General features: G+C 33.8%; 21 protein-coding genes. 7 read left to right on the top strand and 14 right to left on the bottom strand.

Going from position 1 to position 22,200, the window contains the following annotated elements; genetic code table 11:
* Positions 1 to 153: 153 nt before the first annotated feature.
* From DB891_RS07330 to DB891_RS07320, 3 genes are read right to left on the bottom strand one after another with little or no spacing between them, the layout of a single operon-like run.
* Positions 154 to 1,710: an NAD(P)/FAD-dependent oxidoreductase gene (locus DB891_RS07330; protein WP_116762066.1), complete on the bottom strand. Its 1,557-nt coding sequence runs from the start codon at positions 1,708 to 1,710 to the stop codon at positions 154 to 156.
* A 19-nt stretch (positions 1,711 to 1,729) separates the two neighbouring features.
* Positions 1,730 to 1,996: a type II toxin-antitoxin system RelE family toxin gene (locus DB891_RS07325; RefSeq protein WP_116762063.1), complete on the bottom strand. Its 267-nt coding sequence runs from the start codon at positions 1,994 to 1,996 to the stop codon at positions 1,730 to 1,732.
* The gene (locus DB891_RS07320) at positions 1,993 to 2,244 is read right to left on the bottom strand and encodes a hypothetical protein (protein ID WP_116762061.1); all 252 of its coding nucleotides are present in this window, start codon (positions 2,242 to 2,244) and stop codon (positions 1,993 to 1,995) included. Before DB891_RS07320 ends, DB891_RS07325 begins: the two co-directional genes overlap by 4 nt.
* Positions 2,245 to 2,342: 98 nt before the next feature.
* Between DB891_RS07320 and DB891_RS07315 the strand changes: the two genes are divergently transcribed.
* Positions 2,343 to 2,576, top strand: a complete 234-nt coding sequence (locus DB891_RS07315) for a hypothetical protein (RefSeq protein WP_116762059.1) — start codon at positions 2,343 to 2,345, stop codon at positions 2,574 to 2,576.
* 198 nt (positions 2,577 to 2,774) lie between these two features.
* On the opposite strand, the gene DB891_RS07310 is transcribed toward DB891_RS07315, so the two are convergent.
* Positions 2,775 to 4,970 carry a RecQ family ATP-dependent DNA helicase gene (locus DB891_RS07310; protein ID WP_116762057.1) on the bottom strand — a complete coding sequence of 732 codons (2,196 nt, stop codon included), beginning with the start codon at positions 4,968 to 4,970 and terminating at the stop codon, positions 2,775 to 2,777.
* 85 nt (positions 4,971 to 5,055) lie between these two features.
* On the opposite strand from DB891_RS07310, the gene DB891_RS07305 reads away from it, so the two are divergent.
* The 4 genes from DB891_RS07305 (at position 5,056) to lptB (ending at position 8,088) form a co-directional block, all read left to right on the top strand.
* Positions 5,056 to 6,021: a KpsF/GutQ family sugar-phosphate isomerase gene (locus DB891_RS07305; RefSeq protein ID WP_189337120.1), complete on the top strand. Its 966-nt coding sequence runs from the start codon at positions 5,056 to 5,058 to the stop codon at positions 6,019 to 6,021.
* Positions 6,021 to 6,836, top strand: coding sequence for a twin-arginine translocase subunit TatC (gene tatC, locus DB891_RS07300; RefSeq protein ID WP_116762055.1), 816 nt, complete (start codon positions 6,021 to 6,023; stop codon positions 6,834 to 6,836). Before DB891_RS07305 ends, tatC begins: the two co-directional genes overlap by 1 nt.
* Positions 6,829 to 7,176 carry a carboxymuconolactone decarboxylase family protein gene (locus DB891_RS07295; RefSeq protein WP_116762053.1) on the top strand — a complete coding sequence of 116 codons (348 nt, stop codon included), beginning with the start codon at positions 6,829 to 6,831 and terminating at the stop codon, positions 7,174 to 7,176. The genes tatC and DB891_RS07295 overlap by 8 nt, the downstream gene beginning before the upstream one ends.
* A gap of 171 nt (positions 7,177 to 7,347) precedes the next feature.
* Complete coding sequence (gene lptB, locus DB891_RS07290; RefSeq protein WP_116762114.1) at positions 7,348 to 8,088, top strand: LPS export ABC transporter ATP-binding protein; 741 nt, start codon at positions 7,348 to 7,350, stop codon at positions 8,086 to 8,088.
* A gap of 119 nt (positions 8,089 to 8,207) precedes the next feature.
* Here lptB and DB891_RS07285 read toward each other — a convergent pair whose 3' ends face one another.
* Both DB891_RS07285 and DB891_RS07280 read right to left on the bottom strand, forming a co-directional pair.
* A complete protein-coding gene (locus DB891_RS07285) occupies positions 8,208 to 9,053 on the bottom strand; it encodes a glycoside hydrolase family 25 protein (protein ID WP_116762051.1) in 846 nt (281 codons plus the stop codon).
* Positions 9,054 to 9,061: 8 nt separating this feature from the next.
* Complete coding sequence (locus tag DB891_RS07280; RefSeq protein WP_116762049.1) at positions 9,062 to 9,784, bottom strand: CDP-alcohol phosphatidyltransferase family protein; 723 nt, start codon at positions 9,782 to 9,784, stop codon at positions 9,062 to 9,064.
* Positions 9,785 to 9,971: 187 nt separating this feature from the next.
* Between DB891_RS07280 and DB891_RS07275 the strand changes: the two genes are divergently transcribed.
* Both DB891_RS07275 and DB891_RS07270 read left to right on the top strand, forming a co-directional pair.
* Positions 9,972 to 11,042, top strand: coding sequence for a putative type IX sorting system protein PorV2 (locus tag DB891_RS07275; protein ID WP_449404074.1), 1,071 nt, complete (start codon positions 9,972 to 9,974; stop codon positions 11,040 to 11,042).
* A 43-nt stretch (positions 11,043 to 11,085) separates the two neighbouring features.
* Positions 11,086 to 12,225: a lipoprotein N-acyltransferase Lnb domain-containing protein gene (locus DB891_RS07270; RefSeq protein ID WP_116762112.1), complete on the top strand. Its 1,140-nt coding sequence runs from the start codon at positions 11,086 to 11,088 to the stop codon at positions 12,223 to 12,225.
* A 297-nt stretch (positions 12,226 to 12,522) separates the two neighbouring features.
* Here the strand turns inward: DB891_RS07270 and DB891_RS07265 are convergent, their stop codons facing one another.
* The 8 genes from DB891_RS07265 to DB891_RS07230 form a co-directional block, all read right to left on the bottom strand.
* Entirely contained in the window at positions 12,523 to 13,917 is a 1,395-nt protein-coding gene (locus tag DB891_RS07265; RefSeq protein ID WP_116762045.1) for an exopolysaccharide biosynthesis polyprenyl glycosylphosphotransferase, read from the bottom strand.
* Positions 13,918 to 14,141: 224 nt separating this feature from the next.
* Positions 14,142 to 15,149 (bottom strand): glycosyltransferase family 4 protein, encoded by a 1,008-nt coding sequence (locus tag DB891_RS07260; RefSeq protein WP_116762043.1) that lies wholly within the window; start codon positions 15,147 to 15,149, stop codon positions 14,142 to 14,144.
* Positions 15,150 to 15,166: 17 nt separating this feature from the next.
* A complete protein-coding gene (locus DB891_RS07255; protein WP_116762041.1) occupies positions 15,167 to 16,750 on the bottom strand; it encodes a hypothetical protein in 1,584 nt (527 codons plus the stop codon).
* 2 nt (positions 16,751 to 16,752) lie between these two features.
* Positions 16,753 to 17,706, bottom strand: coding sequence for a glycosyltransferase family 2 protein (locus DB891_RS07250; RefSeq protein WP_116762039.1), 954 nt, complete (start codon positions 17,704 to 17,706; stop codon positions 16,753 to 16,755).
* Entirely contained in the window at positions 17,699 to 18,646 is a 948-nt protein-coding gene (locus DB891_RS07245) for an O-antigen ligase family protein (RefSeq protein ID WP_189337119.1), read from the bottom strand. Before DB891_RS07245 ends, DB891_RS07250 begins: the two co-directional genes overlap by 8 nt.
* Positions 18,647 to 19,100: 454 nt before the next feature.
* Complete coding sequence (locus DB891_RS07240; protein WP_116762035.1) at positions 19,101 to 20,177, bottom strand: glycosyltransferase family 4 protein; 1,077 nt, start codon at positions 20,175 to 20,177, stop codon at positions 19,101 to 19,103.
* 4 nt (positions 20,178 to 20,181) lie between these two features.
* Positions 20,182 to 21,051 carry a hypothetical protein gene (locus DB891_RS07235; protein ID WP_116762033.1) on the bottom strand — a complete coding sequence of 290 codons (870 nt, stop codon included), beginning with the start codon at positions 21,049 to 21,051 and terminating at the stop codon, positions 20,182 to 20,184.
* Complete coding sequence (locus DB891_RS07230) at positions 21,029 to 22,195, bottom strand: glycosyltransferase (protein WP_116762031.1); 1,167 nt, start codon at positions 22,193 to 22,195, stop codon at positions 21,029 to 21,031. Before DB891_RS07230 ends, DB891_RS07235 begins: the two co-directional genes overlap by 23 nt.
* Positions 22,196 to 22,200 lie beyond the last annotated feature (5 nt).

Genomic DNA, 22,200 nt, shown 5'->3' with positions numbered 1-22,200 from the left:
GTATAATATGGATTTAAATGGCAAACTCCTTTTAAATCCATATTCGAAATATTTCTAAAAAAGCAAACCTCATTTAATATTTTAAATGAGGTTTGCTTTTTTTAATAAATACTGGAATTGATATTTTTGAATACCAATAAAATGGGTTGCACTCTATAAACTCTCTTTAATTTTCAAAGCACATTTTTCCCCGTCAATAGCTGCAGAAATAATTCCACCGGCATAACCCGCTCCTTCTCCACAAGGATACAATCCTTTGATTTGCAAGTGCTCATAGGAAACCGCATCTCTAGGAATACGAACGGGTGAAGAAGTTCTAGATTCTGGCGCATGCAAAATAGCTTCGTTTGTCAAATAACCTTTCATTGACTTTCCAAATTCGGAGAAACCTTCTCTTAAAATTTGGGTTAAAAATCCCGGAAAAACCTGCCCCATTTCTACCGAAGTAGTTCCAGGCACATAAGAAGTTTTAGGAATATCCGATGAAACTTTATTTTGAGTAAAATCGACCATGCGTTGTGCGGGTACTTTTTGGGTCTCCCCCGCCAAATGCCATGCTTTTTGTTCGATACTTTTTTGGAATTGCATTCCGGCCAAAGCACCAAATTTTTCAAAAGGTTTGAAATCTTCCAGTTTTAATTCGATTACAATTCCTGAATTGGCCGTTGCTTGATCTCGTTTAGATGGAGACCAACCATTAGTCACTACTTCACCAGGGCTGGTAGCACAAGGCGCAATTACACCTCCTGGACACATACAAAACGAATACATCCCGCGACCATTAACTTGCTTCACAATCGAATAAGGAGCTGGCGGCAAATGTTCCCCTCGATAATCACAACTGTACTGAATGCTATCAATTAAAGATTGTGGGTGCTCTGCTCTTACGCCCAAGGCAAAAGGTTTGGCTTCTATAAAAATTTTCTTTCTGTCAAGTAATTCAAATATATCTCGAGCAGAATGTCCCGTTGCCAAAATTAATTTATTTGCGGAAATTGTTTCTCCTTTTTGGGTTACAATTCCATGTACTTCATTATTTTTTACAAGAATATCAGTCACTCGAGTTTCGAATAAAACTTGTCCGCCACATTCGATGACTTTCTCTCGAATATCTTGTATGATCTGAGGTAATTTATTGGTTCCAATATGCGGATGGGCATCTACTAAAATATCCCCAGTAGCACCAAAGGCAACCAATAACTCTAATATTCTAGTGACATCACCACGTTTTTTGGAACGCGTATATAATTTCCCATCCGAATAGGTTCCGGCACCGCCTTCTCCAAAACAATAATTGGAATCCTCGTTGACAATATGATCGACATTGATGGCTTTCAAATCGCGACGACGACCTCGCACATCTTTCCCGCGTTCGATTACTACTGGCTTTAATCCTAATTCTATCAGCTGCAAAGCTGCAAAAAGCCCAGCAGGTCCTGCCCCAACAACTATAACTTCTTGGGCAGTTGACACATCCTTATAATCAGGCAGCTCTATTTTTTGCTCTTGAAAAGGCTCTCCTTGTAAATAAATCGAAACTTTCAAATTGATTTTGATTGCTTTCTGACGGGCATCAATGGAACGTTTCAAAATAGAAACATGCTGAATCTCATTTGCCGAAACTTTTAGCTGTTTGGACAAATAATCTTTAAGCAATGATTCATTAGAGGCTATCTCTGGTGAAACTTGTAATAGGAGTTCTTGTGGCATTTTTTTATATTCTGTAATTTTATGGGAATAATTTATAAATATCTTCCCGTTTGGCAAATCTAGCAAGTTCTATAATTTCTCCATCAAAATAAAATCCCAATCGGTATTTTCCAATTCTTATTCTATAAGCTTCGGAATGACCTTTCATCTTTTTTATATTGGATAGTAGATTTAGATTTTCTGCATTTTTTAAAATGATAATAACATCAAATAAATTATCCTTCAAAGTTTCATCATTAATTTTAGACAAATCTTTAGAAAATTGCTTTAAATATTCAACTTTCATTTACCTAATATTCTGAAGATTTCTTCTTCACTAACTTTCTCATTTCTATCAGCTTCTTGCATCAACATAAGCATGCCTATATCCTCTTTCTCTTCATCAGATAAATTTTTGAATTGACCGGATTGCTTATTTTTCACGTACATTTGCACAGCATTTTCTATCAATCCCTTAACACTTGTTTTTTCAAATATTGAAATCACTTTCAATTTTGTCAAAGTAGTTTCGTCTATATCAATTAATTTTCTCATGGGGAAATAAATTTTACACAAATATATACGATATATACGATATATACAACAACAAAATAAACTTCGTAACTTTACACCCTAAACGTTAAACATCTATAATGTCCAGAAAAATAAAACTAATATGGGATTTCCGTGGCCCTGCATCCGCAAAAACGGCAGAACACCACGAAATTCATTTGAAAGAATACATTACTATTGAAAAATTACCAATAAACATTACCGGATTTCAAATCTTGGATGAAATGTATGCGATTGCCTTTATGGTGGTTTTGGAAGAAAACATGATTCAGGTACGTGATGCCTTGAAACCGCATCGAGGAGAGGTCTATTAGTATTCAGTGGTCAGTTTTTTAGTGGTCAGTCCAATTAATGCCTAATTTTAGTGGCCAGTAGTGGTGAACGTTTAAATATCCAATTCAAACAGAAAAAAACTAAACACTAAAAAATGTTCAATGGCCAATAATTAGTAACCAGCACCATGAAAACAGGGATAACTGAACACTAAAAAACTGAACACTGAACACTTCTTCCTAATTCGCTACTTCGCTAATAAATTTTATTCGCATTAAACGCAATTCAATAAGATCATAATCTCCATCAAATTCTTTGAGGGCATTTTCTATGTTATCGGAATCGGATTCCATAAAATAATCATGGATTTCTTCTTGCTGATCATCGTCAAGCATTTCATCAATCCAATATTTGATGTTCAGTTTGGTACCAGAATATACGATTTGCTCCATTTCTTTGATCAAATCATCCATCTTTAACCCTTTTGCGGAAGCGATATCCGTTAAGGCCAACTGTCTGTCAATATTCTGAATAATGTACAATTTGTTAATTGAATTGACACCCGTTGATTTTACAACCAAATCGTCTGGACGAACAATATCATTGTCTTCTACATAACGACTGATTAGGGTAACGAATTCTTTTCCGTATTTTTTTGCTTTTCCTTCACCAACTCCGTGAATATTAACTAATTCTTCTTGTGAAATCGGGTATTTTAGAGCCATGTCTTCAAGAGATGGATCTTGAAAAACCACGAAAGGAGGAACGCCAAGTTTCTTAGCCACTTTTTTACGCAGTTCACGCAACATGGTCATCAATAATTCATCTGCAGTACCCGAAGATTTTGCGGCTGTAACGATAGCTTCGTCCTCGATTTCATTATACTCATGATCCTCAGACATCATAAACGACACTGGTTTTTTAATAAAAGCCGATCCTTTTTTAGTTAGTTTAACGATCCCATAAGTTTCAATATCTTTAGACAATAAGCCGTCTACAAGGACTTGTCTTAATAGGGCCATCCAGTATTTCTCGTCATGTTTGGATCCTGAACCAAAAAACGATTGAGAATCTGTTCTATGCGCTTTTATCATCGCATTCACACGACCAATTAAAGTGAATACAATTTCTTTAGATTTGTAAATATATTTAGTATCCCTTACCACTTCCAATAATTGAACTACTTCATTTTGTGCTTCTACTTTTGTCTTTGGATTTCGAACATTATCATCCATATCAGCTCCCTCACCAGTCTCGCTATCGAATTCTTCACCAAAGTAATGGAGTAAAAATTTTCGTCTGGACATAGAAGTTTCGGCATAAGCCACCACTTCCTGCAATAAGGCAAAACCTATTTCCTGCTCGGCTACAGGTTTTCCAGAGAGAAACTTTTCTAATTTCTCTACATCCTTATAGGAGTAATACGCTAGACAGTGACCTTCGCCACCATCCCGACCAGCACGACCTGTTTCTTGATAATAACTCTCTAATGATTTAGGTATATCATGATGAATTACAAAACGCACATCGGGTTTATCTATTCCCATACCAAAGGCAATGGTCGCCACAACAACCTCTACATCTTCCATCAAGAACATGTCTTGGTGTTTGGCACGTGTTTTCGCATCCAAACCAGCATGATAAGGCACGGCACTAATTCCATTTACTTGCAAAACCTCGGCAATTGCCTCTACCTTCTTGCGGCTTAAACAGTAAATAATTCCCGATTTTCCTTTATGTTGTTTTATAAAACGAATAATATCGGATTCGATATTTTTTGTTTTAGTACGTATTTCGTAATATAAATTAGGTCTGTTAAACGAAGCCTTAAAAGTAGTTGCATTAACCATATCCAGATTTTTCAAGATATCCTCTTGCACTTTTGGCGTTGCAGTAGCAGTAAGACCTATAATAGGTACATCCCCGAGTTGCTTAATAATATTTTTAAGATTCCTATATTCAGGTCTAAAGTCATGTCCCCATTCTGAGATACAGTGCGCCTCATCTATAGCCACAAAAGAAATAGGCACCGTTTGAAGAAAAGCCACATACTCCTCTTTGGTTAAGGATTCTGGAGCTACATATAACAACTTCGTAATTCCTGATGTAATGTCAGCTTTAACTTGGGTAATTTCTGTTTTGGTAAGTGAGGAATTTAAAACATGCGCAACACCATTTTCTGAAGATAGGCTTCGAATGGCATCTACTTGATTTTTCATCAATGCAATTAAGGGAGACACCACTATTGCGGTCCCTTCTTGAATTAATGCAGGCAATTGATAACAGAGCGATTTTCCGCCACCCGTAGGCATAATAACAAACGTATTTTGCTTATTGAGCAGACTTTTTATGACCTGTTCTTGCAGCCCTTTAAATTGGCTAAAGCCAAAATATTTCTTTAATTCTTTGTGTATGTCAATTTCGTTTGAATTCATTCTTTATTATGTGGTATTTTATCTAAATTTGCGGCACATAAAGATACTACTTTCTTTTATACTAACAAATTTTAAATTATCTGTTTTGATAACAAGAGAAAACATATTGGCGATAGCCAAAAAAACAATCGAATCCGAAAGCAAATCAATTACCAAACTAATTGATTTTATCGACGATACATTTGCGGAAGCGGTACAATGCATCTATAATTCTAAAGGAAGATTAGTCGTAACCGGAATAGGAAAAAGCGCCATTATTGCCCAAAAAATGGTAGCATCTTTCAATTCTACCGGTACACCTTCTTTATTTTTACATGCTTCGGAAGCCATTCATGGAGATTTAGGGATGATTCAAAATGACGATGTTATCATTTGCATTTCAAAAAGTGGCAATAGCCCAGAAATTAAAGCTTTGGTTCCACTTTTGACCCGTTTTGGCAATAAATTGATCGGAATAACCGGTAATATGACGTCATTTCTTGCCAAAGGTTCTGATTTTGTTTTAAACACTACTGTGGATACCGAATCTTGCCCTTTAAATCTGGCACCAACCAATAGTACAACCGCACAATTGGTCATGGGAGATGCCCTAATCGTTTGCCTAATGGAAATGCGTGATTTTAAAGCAGAGGATTTTGCTAAATTCCATCCAGGTGGTGCTTTAGGAAAAAAATTATTGCTTCGGGTAAAAGACATGCTGGAACATACTTTGAAACCAGAAGTTGCCCCGGATGCCTCTATTAAAAAAGTCATTTTTGAAATTTCGGAAAAACGCCTTGGCGTTACTGCTGTTGTGGAAAACAACAAAGTAGTTGGCATAATTACCGATGGCGATATTCGTAGAATGCTCAACGATAGAGATACTTTTGTCGATTTGACCGCAAAAGACATTATGACCAAAAGCCCAAAAACAACCAATTCAGAGAGCATGGTTATTGATGCTTTTAATATTATGGAAGATTTCTCCATCACACAATTAATGGTTGTTGACAACGGTGAGTACAAAGGAGTGCTGCATTTGCATGATATATTAAAAGAAGGAATCGTATAATGGCAAATAAAACTTTAGGCGAAATGTCTTTTTTAGACCATCTTGAAGAACTAAGATGGCTATTGGTCAGAAGTACATCGGCAGTTTTAATTATGGCTTTTGTGACTTATTTCATTAGTGATTACTTATTCGATGTCATTATTTTTGGACCAACAAGACCATCCTTTTTTACGTATACTTTTTTTTGTGACCTATCACATCAATTGGGTTTTGCCGAAAGCATTTGCATCACCGAAATGCCTTTTATCATTCAAAACACTGAAATGGAAGGGCAGGTTAATATTTTTGTCTGGATGTGTGTCTTGGCAGGTTTCATCCTAAGTTTTCCTTATATTTTATGGGAAGTTTGGAAATTCATCGGTCCCGCTTTGTATGAGAAAGAAAAGAAAAATGCTAAGTTTTTCATATTCACTTCTTCTTTACTTTTCTTTTTGGGAGTGCTGTTTGGTTATTTTGTGGTTATACCGATGTCCGTTAATTTTGTCGCTACCTTCACAGTAAGTGACGTGGTAAAAAATCAGTTTACATTAGACTCTTATATCGGAATGGTAAAAACCAGTATTCTGGCGAGTGGATTGTTTTTTGAACTCCCTATACTTATTTATTTTCTAACAAAATTAGGTTTGGTAACCCCTGAATTTTTAAGGAAATATTGGAAATATGCCGTGGTAATCATCCTAATTGTAGCTGCAATTGTTACTCCTCCTGATGTTGTGAGCCAAACTATTGTTGCCATTCCAATGTTGATTATTTATGAAGTAAGCATATTGATTTCAAAACTTGTAGTACTAAATAAAAAGAAAGAAAATGTCTGATATCATTCAAGAATTCAACGACTACCGTTCTAAAATGAACGAAAAATTATTGGCAGACAATAACAAAATAGTGAAACGCATTTTCAATTTGGACACCAATGCGTATGCCGCAGGAGCACTTGACGTAAAAACCAAAGAGCTATTAGGATTAGTAGCTTCAGCCGTTTTGCGTTGTGATGATTGCGTAAAATACCATTTGGAAACCAGCCATAAAGAAGGCGTTACCAAAGAAGAAATGATGGAAGCCATGGGAATCGCTACTCTTGTTGGCGGTACAATCGTAGTGCCCCATTTGCGTAGAGCTTATGAATTTTGGGAAGCTTTGGAAGAGCAAAAATAGGCAGCAGGTTTCAGAAATCAGATGGCAGTTCGTCATTTTTCGGATTCTAGTTGGCAAGATTAAAAACCAAAATTGAAGTTAAAACCTAAAACCAAATAGACGAAATTCGTTTCTTTGCAACAATAAAAACTTAGTTACTCAGTAACTATGCTACTTAGCAACTTTAAAAACATGAAATTAAGAGCAGAAAATTTAATAAAAACCTACAAAGGTCGCAGTGTTGTAAAAGGCATTTCGGTCGAAGTGAATCAAGGCGAAATCGTAGGGCTTTTGGGTCCAAATGGTGCTGGAAAAACCACTTCATTTTACATGATTGTAGGATTGGTCAAGCCAAATTCAGGAAACATTTATTTAGACGATTTGAATATTACGGATTATCCAATGTACAAAAGAGCACAACAAGGAATTGGGTATCTGGCACAAGAAGCCTCTGTTTTTAGAAAATTAAGCATCGAAGATAACATTTTGAGCGTATTGCAATTGACCAAACTTTCTAAGGAAGAACAAGAAGCCAAAATGGAAAGTTTGATTGCCGAATTTAGTTTGGAACACATTCGTACCAACCGCGGGGATTTGCTTTCGGGTGGAGAACGCCGTCGTACCGAAATTGCCCGTTGTTTGGCAACCGACCCAAAGTTCATCTTACTAGATGAGCCTTTTGCTGGTGTCGATCCAGTTGCTGTAGAAGACATTCAAAGAATTGTAGCCCAATTAAAAAATAAAAATATCGGAATTCTAATCACCGACCACAACGTACAGGAAACGCTGGCCATCACGGATAAAACCTATCTAATGTTTGAAGGTGGTATCCTAAAAGCAGGTATCCCAGAAGAATTGGTAGAAGACGAAATGGTGCGTCGTGTGTATCTAGGTCAGAATTTTGAATTGAGAAAGAAGAAGCTTGAATTTTAACAATCAGTCCTTATCAATAGAAGATTTAATATCATTATTAACCATTCCTAAAACGAATGGTTTTTTTTATATAAACCGATAACTGAATACTAAAAAACTGAACACTGAACACTTGTCCTCTACTCCACAGTAATAAACTGCAACTGCTGTAAGTCGCCATTGTAAATATTGACATCTACATTATAATCGATTCCCGGAACGGTACCTTTTTCCGTAAATTGCCAAAAAAGCCAGTTGTCTTGAATTTCTTCGCGGTAAAAATTATAATTGGCGATCCAAAAAAGATAATCGCTGAACTCCTCTTTCAAGAAATCATCGTAGTATTTCTCTCCTGTATAAATTATAGGCCGTACCCCATAATGCAATTCTACCGTTTTCAGCCAACGTCTTAAACCAATTTTCAATCGTTCTATAGACTGTTCTTTAGGTAGTTTTTCGATATCCAAAACGGGAGGTAAATCCCCTTTTTTCAATTTAACTGTTTTTATAAAAAGTTCGGCTTGTTCGAGAGAATTTTCGTTTGGACGATAATAATGATAGGCACCGCGAATCATTTTATTTTCTTTGGCGCCAAGCCAATTTCGCTTAAATTGATGATCCACCCTGTCGTTTCCTACAGTTGACCGAATAAGAACATAACGCAGCGGATATTTTTTTTCTAAAGTATCTACATAAGACCAACGAATTTTTCCCTGATATTCGGAAACATCTATACCTACTACTTTTCCCTCGTTTTTTTCTAAAACTTTTAAATTTCTAGCTTCGGAAAAAACATCAGTATTACGGGGGAAATGTGATTTAAAACCTAAATAATACGCAAAACCCGATCGGTAGTGATAACCAACCGATAAAACAACGACGATTAGGAAACCTATAAATAGATTACGAACTATTATAGCAGAGAAAACGGAACTTTTCTTTTTGGGTTTACGACTATACGTTGTTCTTGTATTCTTTCTTTTCATCCAAAAAACTACTTTTTTAGAAATTTATTATTAATTACCGAAAGCAATACATAAAATAGGATTACCAATGTAACTCCCAAATATTGAAGAAAAAACAACAATAAAACTGAGATGGCTAAGAAAATAATCTGAAGTGCATTATCCTTGAAATTAAATTTTTTGATTTTTAAAGAGAACAAAGGAATCTCGGCATTTAAGATATAAGCACTGAACAATGACACCAATAGTAAAACCCATTTCTCTGTCAAAATTTCAAGAACCATCAATGACTCAGCAGAATAATACTCTAAAACTAGAGGAAGACTCAATATAAAAAGAGCGTTAGCCGGTGTTGGCAAACCTATAAACGAGTCCGTTTGACGAGTGTCTATATTGAACTTTGCCAAACGAAAACACGATCCCAAAGTGATTATAAAACCTAAATAAGGAAAAAATTGAAGATATCCTTCACTCATGTAAACCGAGCTACTTTGCATCATTTTAAACATTACAAATCCAGGCACTACGCCACTGGTTACCATATCTGCCAGTGAATCCAATTGCAATCCCAAAGGGCCTGACACTTTAAACAAACGGGCAAAAAAACCATCAAAAAAATCTAGAAATATACCCAGACAAACAAAAAAGAATGCCATTTCAAAACGATCATGACTAACAAATACCAAGGCGATACAACCACATAAAAGGTTTAATAAAGTAATTGTATTCGGGATGTGTTTTTTGATGTTCATAGTTTTTAAATTGAATGATAAGCTCGACAAATTTAATACAATAAGTGAAAGTGATACCCGTTTTCTTAAGAGATTTTAGATTCTTACCCGCAAAACTTATTAATTAATTGAATTGAAGTAACTACATCATCAAAAAACTTTATTTTTGGTGAAAATTAAAAACGCTTTCTGCCACAAATAGTAACTTTTGAAAAAAATACAGTTCTTTTTATTGCTTTTTATTGCTAACTTTTGCTACAGCCAAACCGTTCGTAAATACTCGAATGAGTTCATGAATATTGGTGTAGATGCAGCCGCATTGGGGATGTCAAACGCTGTTGTTGCTTCAACTGCTGATGTAAATTCCTGTTACTGGAATCCAGCAGGGCTTATTAATCTGGAAGAAAACCAAATTGCTCTGATGCACGCCAATTACTTCGCTAATATTGCCAAATACGATTATGCAGCTTATGCAAGTCCAATTGATGACAGAAGTGCCTGGGGAATTTCATTAATTCGTTTTGGCGTGGATGACATTTTAAACACCACCGATTTGATTGACAATGAAGGCAACATTGACTACAACAGAATTAAACTTTTTTCTACTGCAGACTACGGGTTTACTTTTTCTTATGCCATAAAATTACCCGTACCTGGATTTCAATATGGGGTCAATGCTAAAATTATCCGAAGAGTAATAGGAGATTTTGCCAGTTCTTGGGGATTTGGTTTTGATTTTGGTTTGCAATTCGAAAAAAACGACTGGCAGTTCGGATTAATGCTTCGAGATATTACCACCACGTACAATATCTGGAACATCAATGAAGAAGCCTATCAAAAAATAGCCGATGCTATTCCGGGTCAAAATCAGGAAATGCCCGAGAGTTCTGAGATTACACCTCCCAAAGCCCAGCTGGGTGTCGCCAAAAAATTTATTTTTCATGAGGATTACAGCCTTTTGGCTGCTGCCAATATGAATATGCAATTTACCGAAACCAATGATTTAATTTCAACCTCTTTTGTGAGTATCGATCCAGCTATTGGTTTAGAATTTGGCTATACAAATCTTGCTTTTTTGAGAGCAGGTGTTGGGAATTTTCAACAGGTAACCCAATTGGATAATTCTGAAAAAATAGGATTTCAACCTAATATTGGCTTGGGATTTAAATACAGAGGCATCGCCATTGATTATGCATTGACCGCTTTAGGAAACCAAAGTACGGCTTTGTACTCAAATGTGTTTTCATTAAAAATTGATTTATCGCTTTTTAGAAATTAACTTTAGACTATTCAAAAAATTACATCTTAATTATATTTTAAAAATGAAAACTCCCCTATTAAAAAAAATATTCGTTTGTATTCTTTTACTGAGTTCAATTTACAACTCATTTGGTCAAGATGTTGCATTGTCAAAAAATGCCCATATCAGCATACTTACTTGCGGTACCGGAAATGAATCGTATTCTTTATTTGGCCATACCGCAATAAGGGTAAGCGACATAGACAACAATCTGGATGTGGTTTATAACTATGGAGCTTTTGATTTTGACACCCCAAATTTTGTGATGCAGTTTGTAAAAGGGGATTTGAATTATTTCATAGTAAACAATCGATATGCAGATTTTATCAATCAATACACTTATGAAAAAAGAGATGTCTACGAACAAGAATTAAATATTCCACTAGCGCTTAAACAAGAATTATTTAACAACTTAGCCCAATCAATGTTGTCTGATGAACGCTTGTACAACTATAAATTTATAGATAACAATTGTACTTCAAAAGTTGTAGATGTCATCAACAAAACATTACAAGCAAAAATAATCACCAAAAAAGCAGATACTGATCTAACCTATAGAACTATTTTATATCCTTATTTTGACAATCATTTTTATGAAAAGCTAGGGACGAGTATCCTATTTGGAAGAAAAGTGGATCAAATGGGCACTAAAATATTTTTGCCTTTTGAGCTTCTTAAAAGCTTAAAACTCATTCAATACCAAAATCACCCTTTGTGCGGAGAAACTAAAGCGATACTAGTCTTTGAAAAGGAAATTCCAACTTCTTGGTGGAATAATTATTACTCTTACCTTTTACTTTTAGGCTTTGTAATCCTAATAAATAAAAAAGCAATTGATTTCATTTATCTGTCGACGATAACCTTATTTGGATTGTTATTTGTTTTTTTAGGTTTTTATTCCTCCCATCATGAATTAGGATACAATTACAACACCTTATTATTCAACCCTACGCTACTGATCCTGTTCTATTTTTGGCGTACAAAAAACACAAAATGGATCTATAAACTAGCGGGTTTCAATATCCTGATGATGGTTTTGTATTTCTTTTTGATACTTAACAAAGCTCATTTGCTACTAGTTACACCTATTTTAGTAACCAATATGTTTGTTTTAGTAAGACTCGCCGTTAGAAACAAAAAACGTATTCCGATAATTATATAATATGGCTATTCATTACTCATATCAAACCAATAAAACTAGTCACAGATTTAAAGAAAGTGGGTTTGGGACTTTGACAAAGAATTGCTAACTGAGAAAAGCCTTGACAATGGAACGCAGATGACACGGATTGGCTAAAGCCAAGACGCCGAAAAAAACTGATTTCTAACAACCTAAAAAAGGGTTAAATAGCTTTAAAAGATTAACACGGATTTTATGTCTGTTTGATAAAATCCGTGTTAATCTTTTTTATCTGTGGCAAAAAAAACACTTGGTATATTTTGCGATTGACCTATACTATTATTGCCCTCTATAAAACAGAACGGTAGAAATTGTTTTGAAAGCAATGCCCAGATCCAAATAGACACTTCGATGTTTAATATAATACAAATCATACTGGAGTTTAATCAAACTGTCTTCCATTTTTTCTCCATAAGAATAATTCACTTGGGCCCAACCTGTTAGACCTGGCTTGATGATATGGCGAGTCTCATAGAAAGGCATTACTTTAGCGATTTTATTTACAAAATAAGGACGTTCCGGACGAGGACCAATCACTGCCATGTCTCCTTTTAGAATATTAATGAACTGGGGGAACTCATCTATTCTTGTTTTTCTTAGAAATTTTCCAAACTTAGTGACACGAGAATCATTGGTTGTAGTAAAGACGGCCCCTTTGGTTTCCGCATTTTCAATCATGGTTCTGAATTTTATAATTTCAAATGCAACACCATCTTTTCCCACCCGTTCTTGGGTATAAAACAATTCTCCTTTGTTCCAAAAAAAATTTCCAATGAAAATTATGGGAATCAAAACAAGACCGATAGTTATGCCAACTAACGACAAGCCAATTTCAAATAGTCTGACAATAGACAAATACAAATGATTTTGGTTACTGCGGCTAAAAGGAAAAAAACGGTGAAAATCTCTGGCAATATATTGCACTGCGATACGGAGTGTTTTGCTCTCAAAAACCTGGGCATATTCCCGAATAGTTACCCCTGATTCTAACAACTGAATCAACTGATGATACAAATCTACCGTTATTCCATCTGTTTTTTGGGATGCCACCACAAGTTCAGAAATTCCATTTTCTGTTACAAATGAACTTAATTCTTCTCTTTTTATACAACGAACGTGATGACATTCAAAATTATCGTCAATAGATGTATCTGAATTTATGTATCCTATTATTTTATAATGGGGATCTGCACTTTCAAGCCCCAAAATTAGTTCTTCGACCTGCTCTTTATCACATAGTAACACCACTTTTTGAACAAACCGATTGGAGGCCAAAAACCGAACATAAATCATTCTCCAAGTGTACAATGCAATAAAAAAAGCCAGATAAAAAACCAGCAACTGAAGCCTGTTCTTTGGTAATTGGGGAGATAAAATAGGGGTTAGTAAATAAAAAACCACCGTTGCAGTAGTCGTAAGAACAGTACTTTTTAGCACCTGAAAATGATTACTGGCCACTTGTAGATTGTACATTTCAAAAACAGCCCCAAATACATTTATATAAATAGCCAAAAGTATTGCCCAATAATAGTTGGTGACAGAAAATATAAAATACTCAAAATTAAATAAAAACCCAACAAGATACATAGCGCCCAAAACAAAAACCACATCGAAGAGGCGCAATAAGAGCTTTCTCTCTGAAATCTCGAAGTGTATGTTTTTTTGGTTATTCATATGTAGATAATATTGTTTTTGTTGGAATATGGTATCGCCGGATCTTCATTGGTGTTTGTGACAAATTTTGTCATGGCGATTTCATATGTAGATCTTTATTGCATTGTATCGGTCATATGTAATTGCTTCGCCAGTACGCATTCGCTCGAGTCACATATCTTTATTGTTTTTTTGCCACCAATTTTAGGGTCATGCTCATTTCGTATAAAGATAGCATTTGTTTTTCATTGAAATACGGTAAACCATTTATGCTTAACACATTCCCAATCAAAACACTCAGCTTTCTGTCTTGCATTCTTTGCTAAATTTACAAATAAATTATCATCTTCTAACAATTTTTCAATCTCCAAAACCATTTCATCAACATCATTGTCTTGCACTAATAGCCCTTCTTTTTTATTTTCCAATAAATAAGGAATACCTCCAACATTCGTAGAAACTATCGCTAATCCTAAACTCATGGCTTCTATTACACTTACGGGCATATTATCGAAACAAGTTGTATTCATAAAAACAGCATACTCTTTAGACTTACTTATCCAATCTTGTTTCGATAATTTTCCCGTAAAAAGAATATCCAATTTTAAATCTTTGTTTTTTTGTTTAGCTTCTAATAAACTTCCATCTTTTTCTGGTCCAACCATACAGAGTGTCGCTTCGGGATATTTCTTTTTTATCATAGAAAACACCTCAACTGCCATTAAAGGATTGTACATTTTGGTAAAAGAACGCACCCACAAAAAATTTGGAGAAGCTTTTTTTCGTTCTTGAAAAGGATAGTTTTTTATTTCAATACTATTAGGAATGCAAATTAAATTATTAAAACCCTGCTCCTTGAATTTTTCCAATAAATAATTGGAAGGAGCTATATTTTTATAGGAATAATTAAAAATCAAGCTACAAATCCTTTTATTTTTTTGCAATCGGAAAGATAAATTTCCTCCGTGCAAAATTGGAATGTATTTTAGTTGCAACAATCGACACAACTGAGAAGTAGCAAATGCATACCAAAAATTAGTAGTGCTATAGGTGTCAATCAGTACATAATCTGCTTTTCTGTTTTGAAAAACAGACCATAGCATATCAATCATCCTAAGGCAAATATTCTTATATGAAGAAGTATAGATCACGACGAAACCCTCTTGTTCCAAAAGTGGCCCAAGAATTTCAATGGTAGTTGGAGTAACCCCATGCTTGGATAATTTATTCCCTATGTACAGTAGGTTTTTCAATTTCTGCTTTGTGATTTTTAAATTTTATACAATTGCATTTCTCCAAATTTTTTAATTAATATTGCATCTTTCCAAACAGTATTGCCTAAGATATAATTAACTTTTTTCTTTTTTAAAAAGTTAATTTTGTCAAAACTGTTTTTAAATGAATTGAATTCATTTAAATCTATATACCACTGAACAAACTTATGTGGATTTCCCTCAATAAGCATTGAAGCCCCTTTCGCATCTAGTACAACTGCTCTATTCGCAGCAGTACGTACAAGAGATGGTCCATAAAAAACCGCATCCTTTTCAGTATTCTTTTTTACATATTCAAGCATTAACCCTAAATCCGTTTTCCTCTTATCTTCTTTCTCATTATAAATTTTGAATGATCGTGGCAATACTTTTGTACTGATATCATCACCAACAAATGGAATGTTTTTAAAAATGGGTAATGTTGATATGATTAGAACTATTGTGTAGCCAACAAAACTTATCATTTTAAATAATGACCCAACAAGATATTTGTTAAACAATTCTACTAACAATAAATAAAAACCGGTTTCAAATAATATTAAAATAAACTTTTGATACCTGATCAGCTGAAAGGACATTCTAATATTGGAATCAAACAATTCGTTGATTAAGCTCTCAAAATAGGCAAATGAATTAGCGGAAACAAAGACAATTAATACCGTAAAAAAAAGTATTTTAAAATTTATCTTTTTAAAACTAGTGTCAAAAAAGTAATAAATAAAAAAAACTGTTCCAAAAAAAATCAATGGCGGTCTGTTCCATCTAGTTATAAATTCTAGAGGATCCGTAAACATAGAACCTATTCTGCTTCTAAGAGCTAACTCATAAATAGTAGAGTCTATATGTAAATCCGTTTTAACTGCTGCGAAATAAGTAAACAAAAAAGGTAATAATCCAACAAAGCAGGACAACATTAGCACTATCAAATTTTTCACAAACAAATTGTTTTGTACTGTTTTCTGATAATAGTTATACAGCATAAACATTGAAAAGTAAACTACAATTATACCAATACCACTTAGTGGATGAAAATTAAGTATAAAGCCAAGCAAAAAACCGGAAATCATAATCTTATATTTTTTTAAATAAACATAAGATATGAAAGGCAATGGTACCAAGGCCAAAAAAACGGTTCTTGGCATTATGGTCCAAAGCTCTGAAATTCCTAATAATTCCCCACCTGGAGGCCATACAACTCCTCTAATAAGTAACGAAGAAATAATGGCAAGCCAATACTCGTTTTTTAAAGCATAAAACAATAAAAACCACAATACTCCATAGCTTAAATGAGTAATAAAACCCAATATATTAAGCGCTTCAATATAGTCTCCCTTCGTTATTTTTGAAAGATAACGCAACGATTGAACGTAGAATGGAGTATAATACGCTACATCTTTACTATCATTTAGATACAAATCATTTTTAAAAGAGCTTGGATTGTCAAGCTTCATACATACCGGAATTATATTTCCTAAATCCGAAGAAATATCAGTTGCATTTGCATTTCGGTCGTCGTAATAGAAACCTAAGGCTATGGCTAAGTTTAAGAAAAAAACAAATCCCAGTAGTTTGCTATTCATTTTCACTTTGATTTTGGAGCATTAAAAATGTCGTATTGCATGGCTTGGAGCCATAACTCAAATCCAATAATTATCGATAGAGAAACAATCATTATTGTTCCCGTAGGTGCAAAAATATTTTGAGAAGCATAAAACCACCACTCATATAATCCAAAAAACACTCCAAAAAGGAATAAGGGTATTCCAAAAAGAATGTAAAGCGAACCGATATTAAAATCAAAGAGAAAATACTTTTTAATTATTCTTGTAAAAAAAACTCTAATCAGGTTAATTAGAAAAATTACTGGCATTTTCCAAATTTTCATATTGGATTTTTCGTCACCGTAAATTGCTGGCATTGCAATATCTTTGATTGGAGCTCCCGTAAAATAGAGTTCCGCAATTAAAGAGGTTTCGAAAAAATAGTTGTCGGATAAATTAGAAAAATCAATTTTTTTAAGAAGACTGACTTTAATGGCTATAAACCCATTTGTAGTGTCAAAATTATTCCAATAGCCTGTTGCCGCCTTAGTTAAAAAAGAAAGAGTCAAGTTTCCAATTCGTCTCACAATTGGCATATTCTCAATTGATTTTAAATCCCTAAACCTATTCCCTTTAGACATTTTCACTTTCCCATTAATTATGGGTTTGAGCATTTTCTCTAGATAAGACGTATCCATCTGATTGTCTGCGTCAACTTTAACAACGATATCAAAACCGTGATCAATTGCATATTGAAATCCTTTTTTGGTTGCTCCTCCAACTCCTAAATTAATTTCATTCTCTAGGATAACCAACTGTGTTTTGACATTACCTATTTTTTTGATTCTTTCATAAGGTAGCGGTTCAGCACTATTGTCATTAACAATGATAACAGCATCGATAAAATCGGGCAAATCGGTTATTACTTTTACAATATGATTCGCAGCGTTATAATACGGTATTGCGACAGCTATCCTTTTATTTTTTTTATTCATTTTTATGCAGTATTGATACAAAAATATTTGATATTACTAAAAATAAACCCAAAAAACCAAACAACGGCCTGTATATATAGAGATGTTCCCCAAAAAATAATGTTACTAACATTGAAAATATTAAGCCTTTCAAAGCTAATGAAAATCCCTTAAACTGTTTGAAATCAATAAACAAATAACTTAAAAGCCAACCAAAATACAATACAAATCCAACAATTCCTAATTCTCTGACGACCTGAATATACATATTATGGGCTGATAATCCCGGCGCATTCGAAAATCTATTTACAAATCCCATCCCAAAAGGAATGATTTGTGGATTCTCTAGCAAATAATACAAATTACCCGTAGAAAGCCGATCGCGACCAGAGCCCAAATCTGAATAAAGCTCACCTACTTTTCCTTCTTCTATAGATTCTTTGTTTTTAATTTTATCTGTTACTCTATTACTGATAACTTCATCAATTTTTTTAAACAAATCACCATTAATATTGATTGTTAGAAAGAAGAGTCCTAAAACCAATATAGTAACGTAGCTGAATTTCAATGTGCTGAAAACTGCAAAATAAATCAAGAAAATCAGCAGTGCAAGATATGCTGTTCTAGAACCTGACAACATAACAATGTATAAATTTAAAGCAATCGATACAATTATTACCGTTTTATTAATGCGAATTGATTTTTCAAGATAAACACCAATTGATAGCACAAAGACAATAAATGAGGTCATTCCCAGTACAATTTTATTTGGCCCTAAAGTTCCCGAATTAAACCCACTATAAGCTGACCTATAAAGATCGCTCCAAAGAAAAGGCACAATTCTAAAATTTTGAAGAATTACAATCACACCAACAATCATTGACCCAACGACAATAACATAAACAAACCACTTTCTGTTGATAGGATTTAAACAAAATACATAAATAAAAATAGAGCTCAAATAAAACACCCAAAAATGATACAAGTATAATAATACTTGAAAAAAAAACGAGATTCTATCATTAGCAATGCTGAATAGAAGTGTCAGTATTATTCCAAATCCCGCCCAAATAATGAATCTATGCAATAATTTTAAGTAATTTATCCCTTTAATTAGAATGGATATCGTTTTGTAAAATTTAAAATAATAATAAAATACAAATACCCCTAAAACATCATACAACCTAAATTCGTTTTCTCCTGTAACACTGTATTTTATTACCGGCAAATTATAAAAAAATGAAATTATCATTCCCGAAACCACATACAATAACATTCTTTCTTTTAAGATCAGCAACAAACTAATCCTAAAAGACATTTTTAAACGTTCCAATTTCTGAGAATTTAATTCGGTTCTATTCATGCTCTGTTTTAATCATAGAATCTGATTCAGGGAACTAGATTCAGGATTCTTATTATAAATTACTCTGTAACCAATTTAAATATTTTTTTATTACACTTTCAGCAGTATAATCGGCTTGAATGGTATTATAAAGTGCTTTTCCAAAATCAGATCGCAACTCCATATTGGATATCAAATTGACCAGAAATTCGTAAAATAAATCGGCTTCATCTGAATCTACAATAAAACCGTTGATTTTATGCTGAACTACCATGGGCATTTCTCCAACCTTAGTAACAACAACCGCTTTTTTACACAATCCATATTCTAAAAGTGCAACTGGTAAACCTTCGGATTGTGAAGTCAAAACAGCAATTGATGATTGATTGAGTATGTTTTCTACATCTTGTTTGGAACCATATAGAAATACATTATTTTCTAAATCGTAATCAATTATTAATTCCTTAATTTGCGCAGCATACTTATCTTTAAAATCTTTTCCCACCAAATGGAAAGTCCAATCTGCATGCGATTGCTTTAGTTTCTTAGCTACTTTCAAGAGTAAAAAATGATTTTTTTGTTCCCTTAAATTAGCCAAAGAGACAATCCGTTTTCCATCTAACCCTTTTAGGATTGTATGGTCATCATCACCTAGTTCTTTTACTGGAAAGTTAGGCAAATAAATAACATTATTAGCTTTTAATTGTACTTCTGACCAATTTTTAAGCTTTTGGTTTACAGCAATAACCCCGTTAAAAAAGGAAGCTGTTTGTTTCAATACAAAATTAGGTCTAGTCTCTAAAAATTCATTGTTCCCATAATGATCGTGCCTAATGATTTTCAAGTAAGGACAAATCAATTTTAATAAAAACGCTAAGAAAAAAGAAGTACTGTGTGCATGAATATGAGTCACTTTGTTTTTTAGAACAAAAGACCGTAATCTTAAAATTGCCGCTAAATCAAGTTGTTCCTTTTTATTCAAAAACAAATACGAAACTTTAGGATTGATTTGATTGAACAAGGTACCTTCCTTTCGAGTAGCAACCAAACCCGAAAATTCAATTTCATCAGCCAAAGTATTGGCATAATTTACCGCCATGCGCTCGGCTCCACCAGCTTCAAGGGAATCTATGATTTGAATGATTCTCATAGATTTATTTTTTTTTCAATAATATATTTACACTTCCTGCTATTAACTCTTCATCACTATACTTTCTAAAGTCTTCATGAATTGTTAATTCTTTAAATTTTTCATACCCTTTTGAGTCAATATTTATTTTATCATGTTCAAAAAATAGTATCTCAAATTTATTTTTAAAAAGTGCTAAATATTGAGGAAGCCTTAATCTATTATGATAATCAAATTTAGTTTGGATCTGATTCCACTCTTTTTCACTGTATTTTAAAAAATCTTGCAATGAAAGTGAATCATCACCATATGCTCTATGATCACTTGGTGAAATTAAATGTAACACATAACTACCTGATTTCAAATTAGAAAACAAAAAATCATGAATCTCTATGATTTCATTGGGTGATACATGTTCTAGTACAAATCTAGATAATACCATATCGATATCTTCAAATTTTCCATTACAAATATTTGTTTTAGGAAAATAGGTAACTGCATTTAATAAAGGGTATTTACCTTTATTCTCAATTTCAACAGTACCATTATAACTGTTACTATAATAATCGTTTAGTTTTTTAATTTGTTTTAGATTATAATGCTCGTTTATATCATAAGTATCGACACGCTTAGCATTTCCTTCTAGAATTAATTGATATGGAAAAATAGGTGTCCAGCCAGAACCTAACTCAGCTATTCTGGTCCCTTCAAGGTTTATATTGTTTTTCTGCAATATTCTTACTACACTCATGTAAGTGCTATATGTAGATTGAATTTTACTCTCCACTGTTAGCTTACTGCTTTTATCTTGTAAAAAATGATATAATGAATATCCCAAACGATTAGGAAGCAATGAAAGCATTTTAAAAATTCTAGTTTTTATAATATGTTTCATGATTTATCATTTTTTTTATTGCTGAATCAAAAACATCAAGTGTATATTTTCGTGACCAATCTAAAGCCTTTTTCCTTTTAGCATCAAAACCTATTTCATCATTTATGATCGTTTCCAGTTGTTGAGCATCTTGTTCTAAATTGCTGCGCCAGTTCGAGCTATGCTCTCGGGTCATTTGCAACAATGCACCTCTTTCTCCATAACCAAGCATAAAAGGCACACAGGAAATTGGTACAGCAATTGGAACACAACCCCAAAACATCCCCTCGGCGAGAGCTTTTGGCCAACCTTCACTTTTGGAAGGCAAAAGTACAAAATGGCTGTTTTGATAGGCATTGGTAACCGTATCTTGATTTTGGTTCCCTCTTAACTTTATAATGTTGTCTATATTATTTGAAATAATGTAATACTCTAAAGCGTTACGTTCTATTCCTTCTCCATATAAATCTAGACATACGTCGTATCCTCTTTTATATAAACCTTCCACTAACTGTACCGCATACAATGGATTCTTTCCTGACACTAATGCCCCTACAAAAATAAAATGTATATCCCCCTTTAAATTCAATGGTTTCATCGGTACTTTATCCGCTTCGGAATAGGTAGCCGTAAAAAAGGGCTTTATATTTTTAGTGCTTCCCTCCCATTCCCCATAGACCAAAACTTGCATGTTTCTAGTCAAAAACGTATTGTTCAAAATCCATTTTTGCAAACGGTAACTCCAAGGTTGTTTTGCTTTCGGATCCCAATTACCCGCATATTTTGCCGTTTTGGATTTATTGGGAAATAAAATCTGAACCAAACAACCCAATAAACCAATATTGCCAGGGCAACGCAAATGGATGTGATCGGCTTGGCGCATGGCTTTAAAAATTTGCCGGCAAATCTTGGGCGTCTTCAAAATCGCATTCAAAACCGCCTGTAATCCCCTCAAACTAATTTGGCCAATTGGCACAAATTGTATGTTACTATTATGGTAAGAGCAATCCATAGCTGTTTTATCAGCTTTTTGCATAGGAGCCAAAACAATTAATTCATCACTATATTTTGACCAAATATTCATCTCATTTACATAAGGTCCATACGCAAAATACAGATTTTTTAATTGAATGTGAGGCACATGGGTGATGACAGCAAATTTCATTTAAA

This window comes from Flavobacterium laiguense (assembly GCF_003097655.1).
GTDB classification, from domain to species: Bacteria; Bacteroidota; Bacteroidia; order Flavobacteriales; family Flavobacteriaceae; genus Flavobacterium; species Flavobacterium laiguense.
This window is presented reverse-complemented; position numbering and strand designations above follow the sequence as displayed.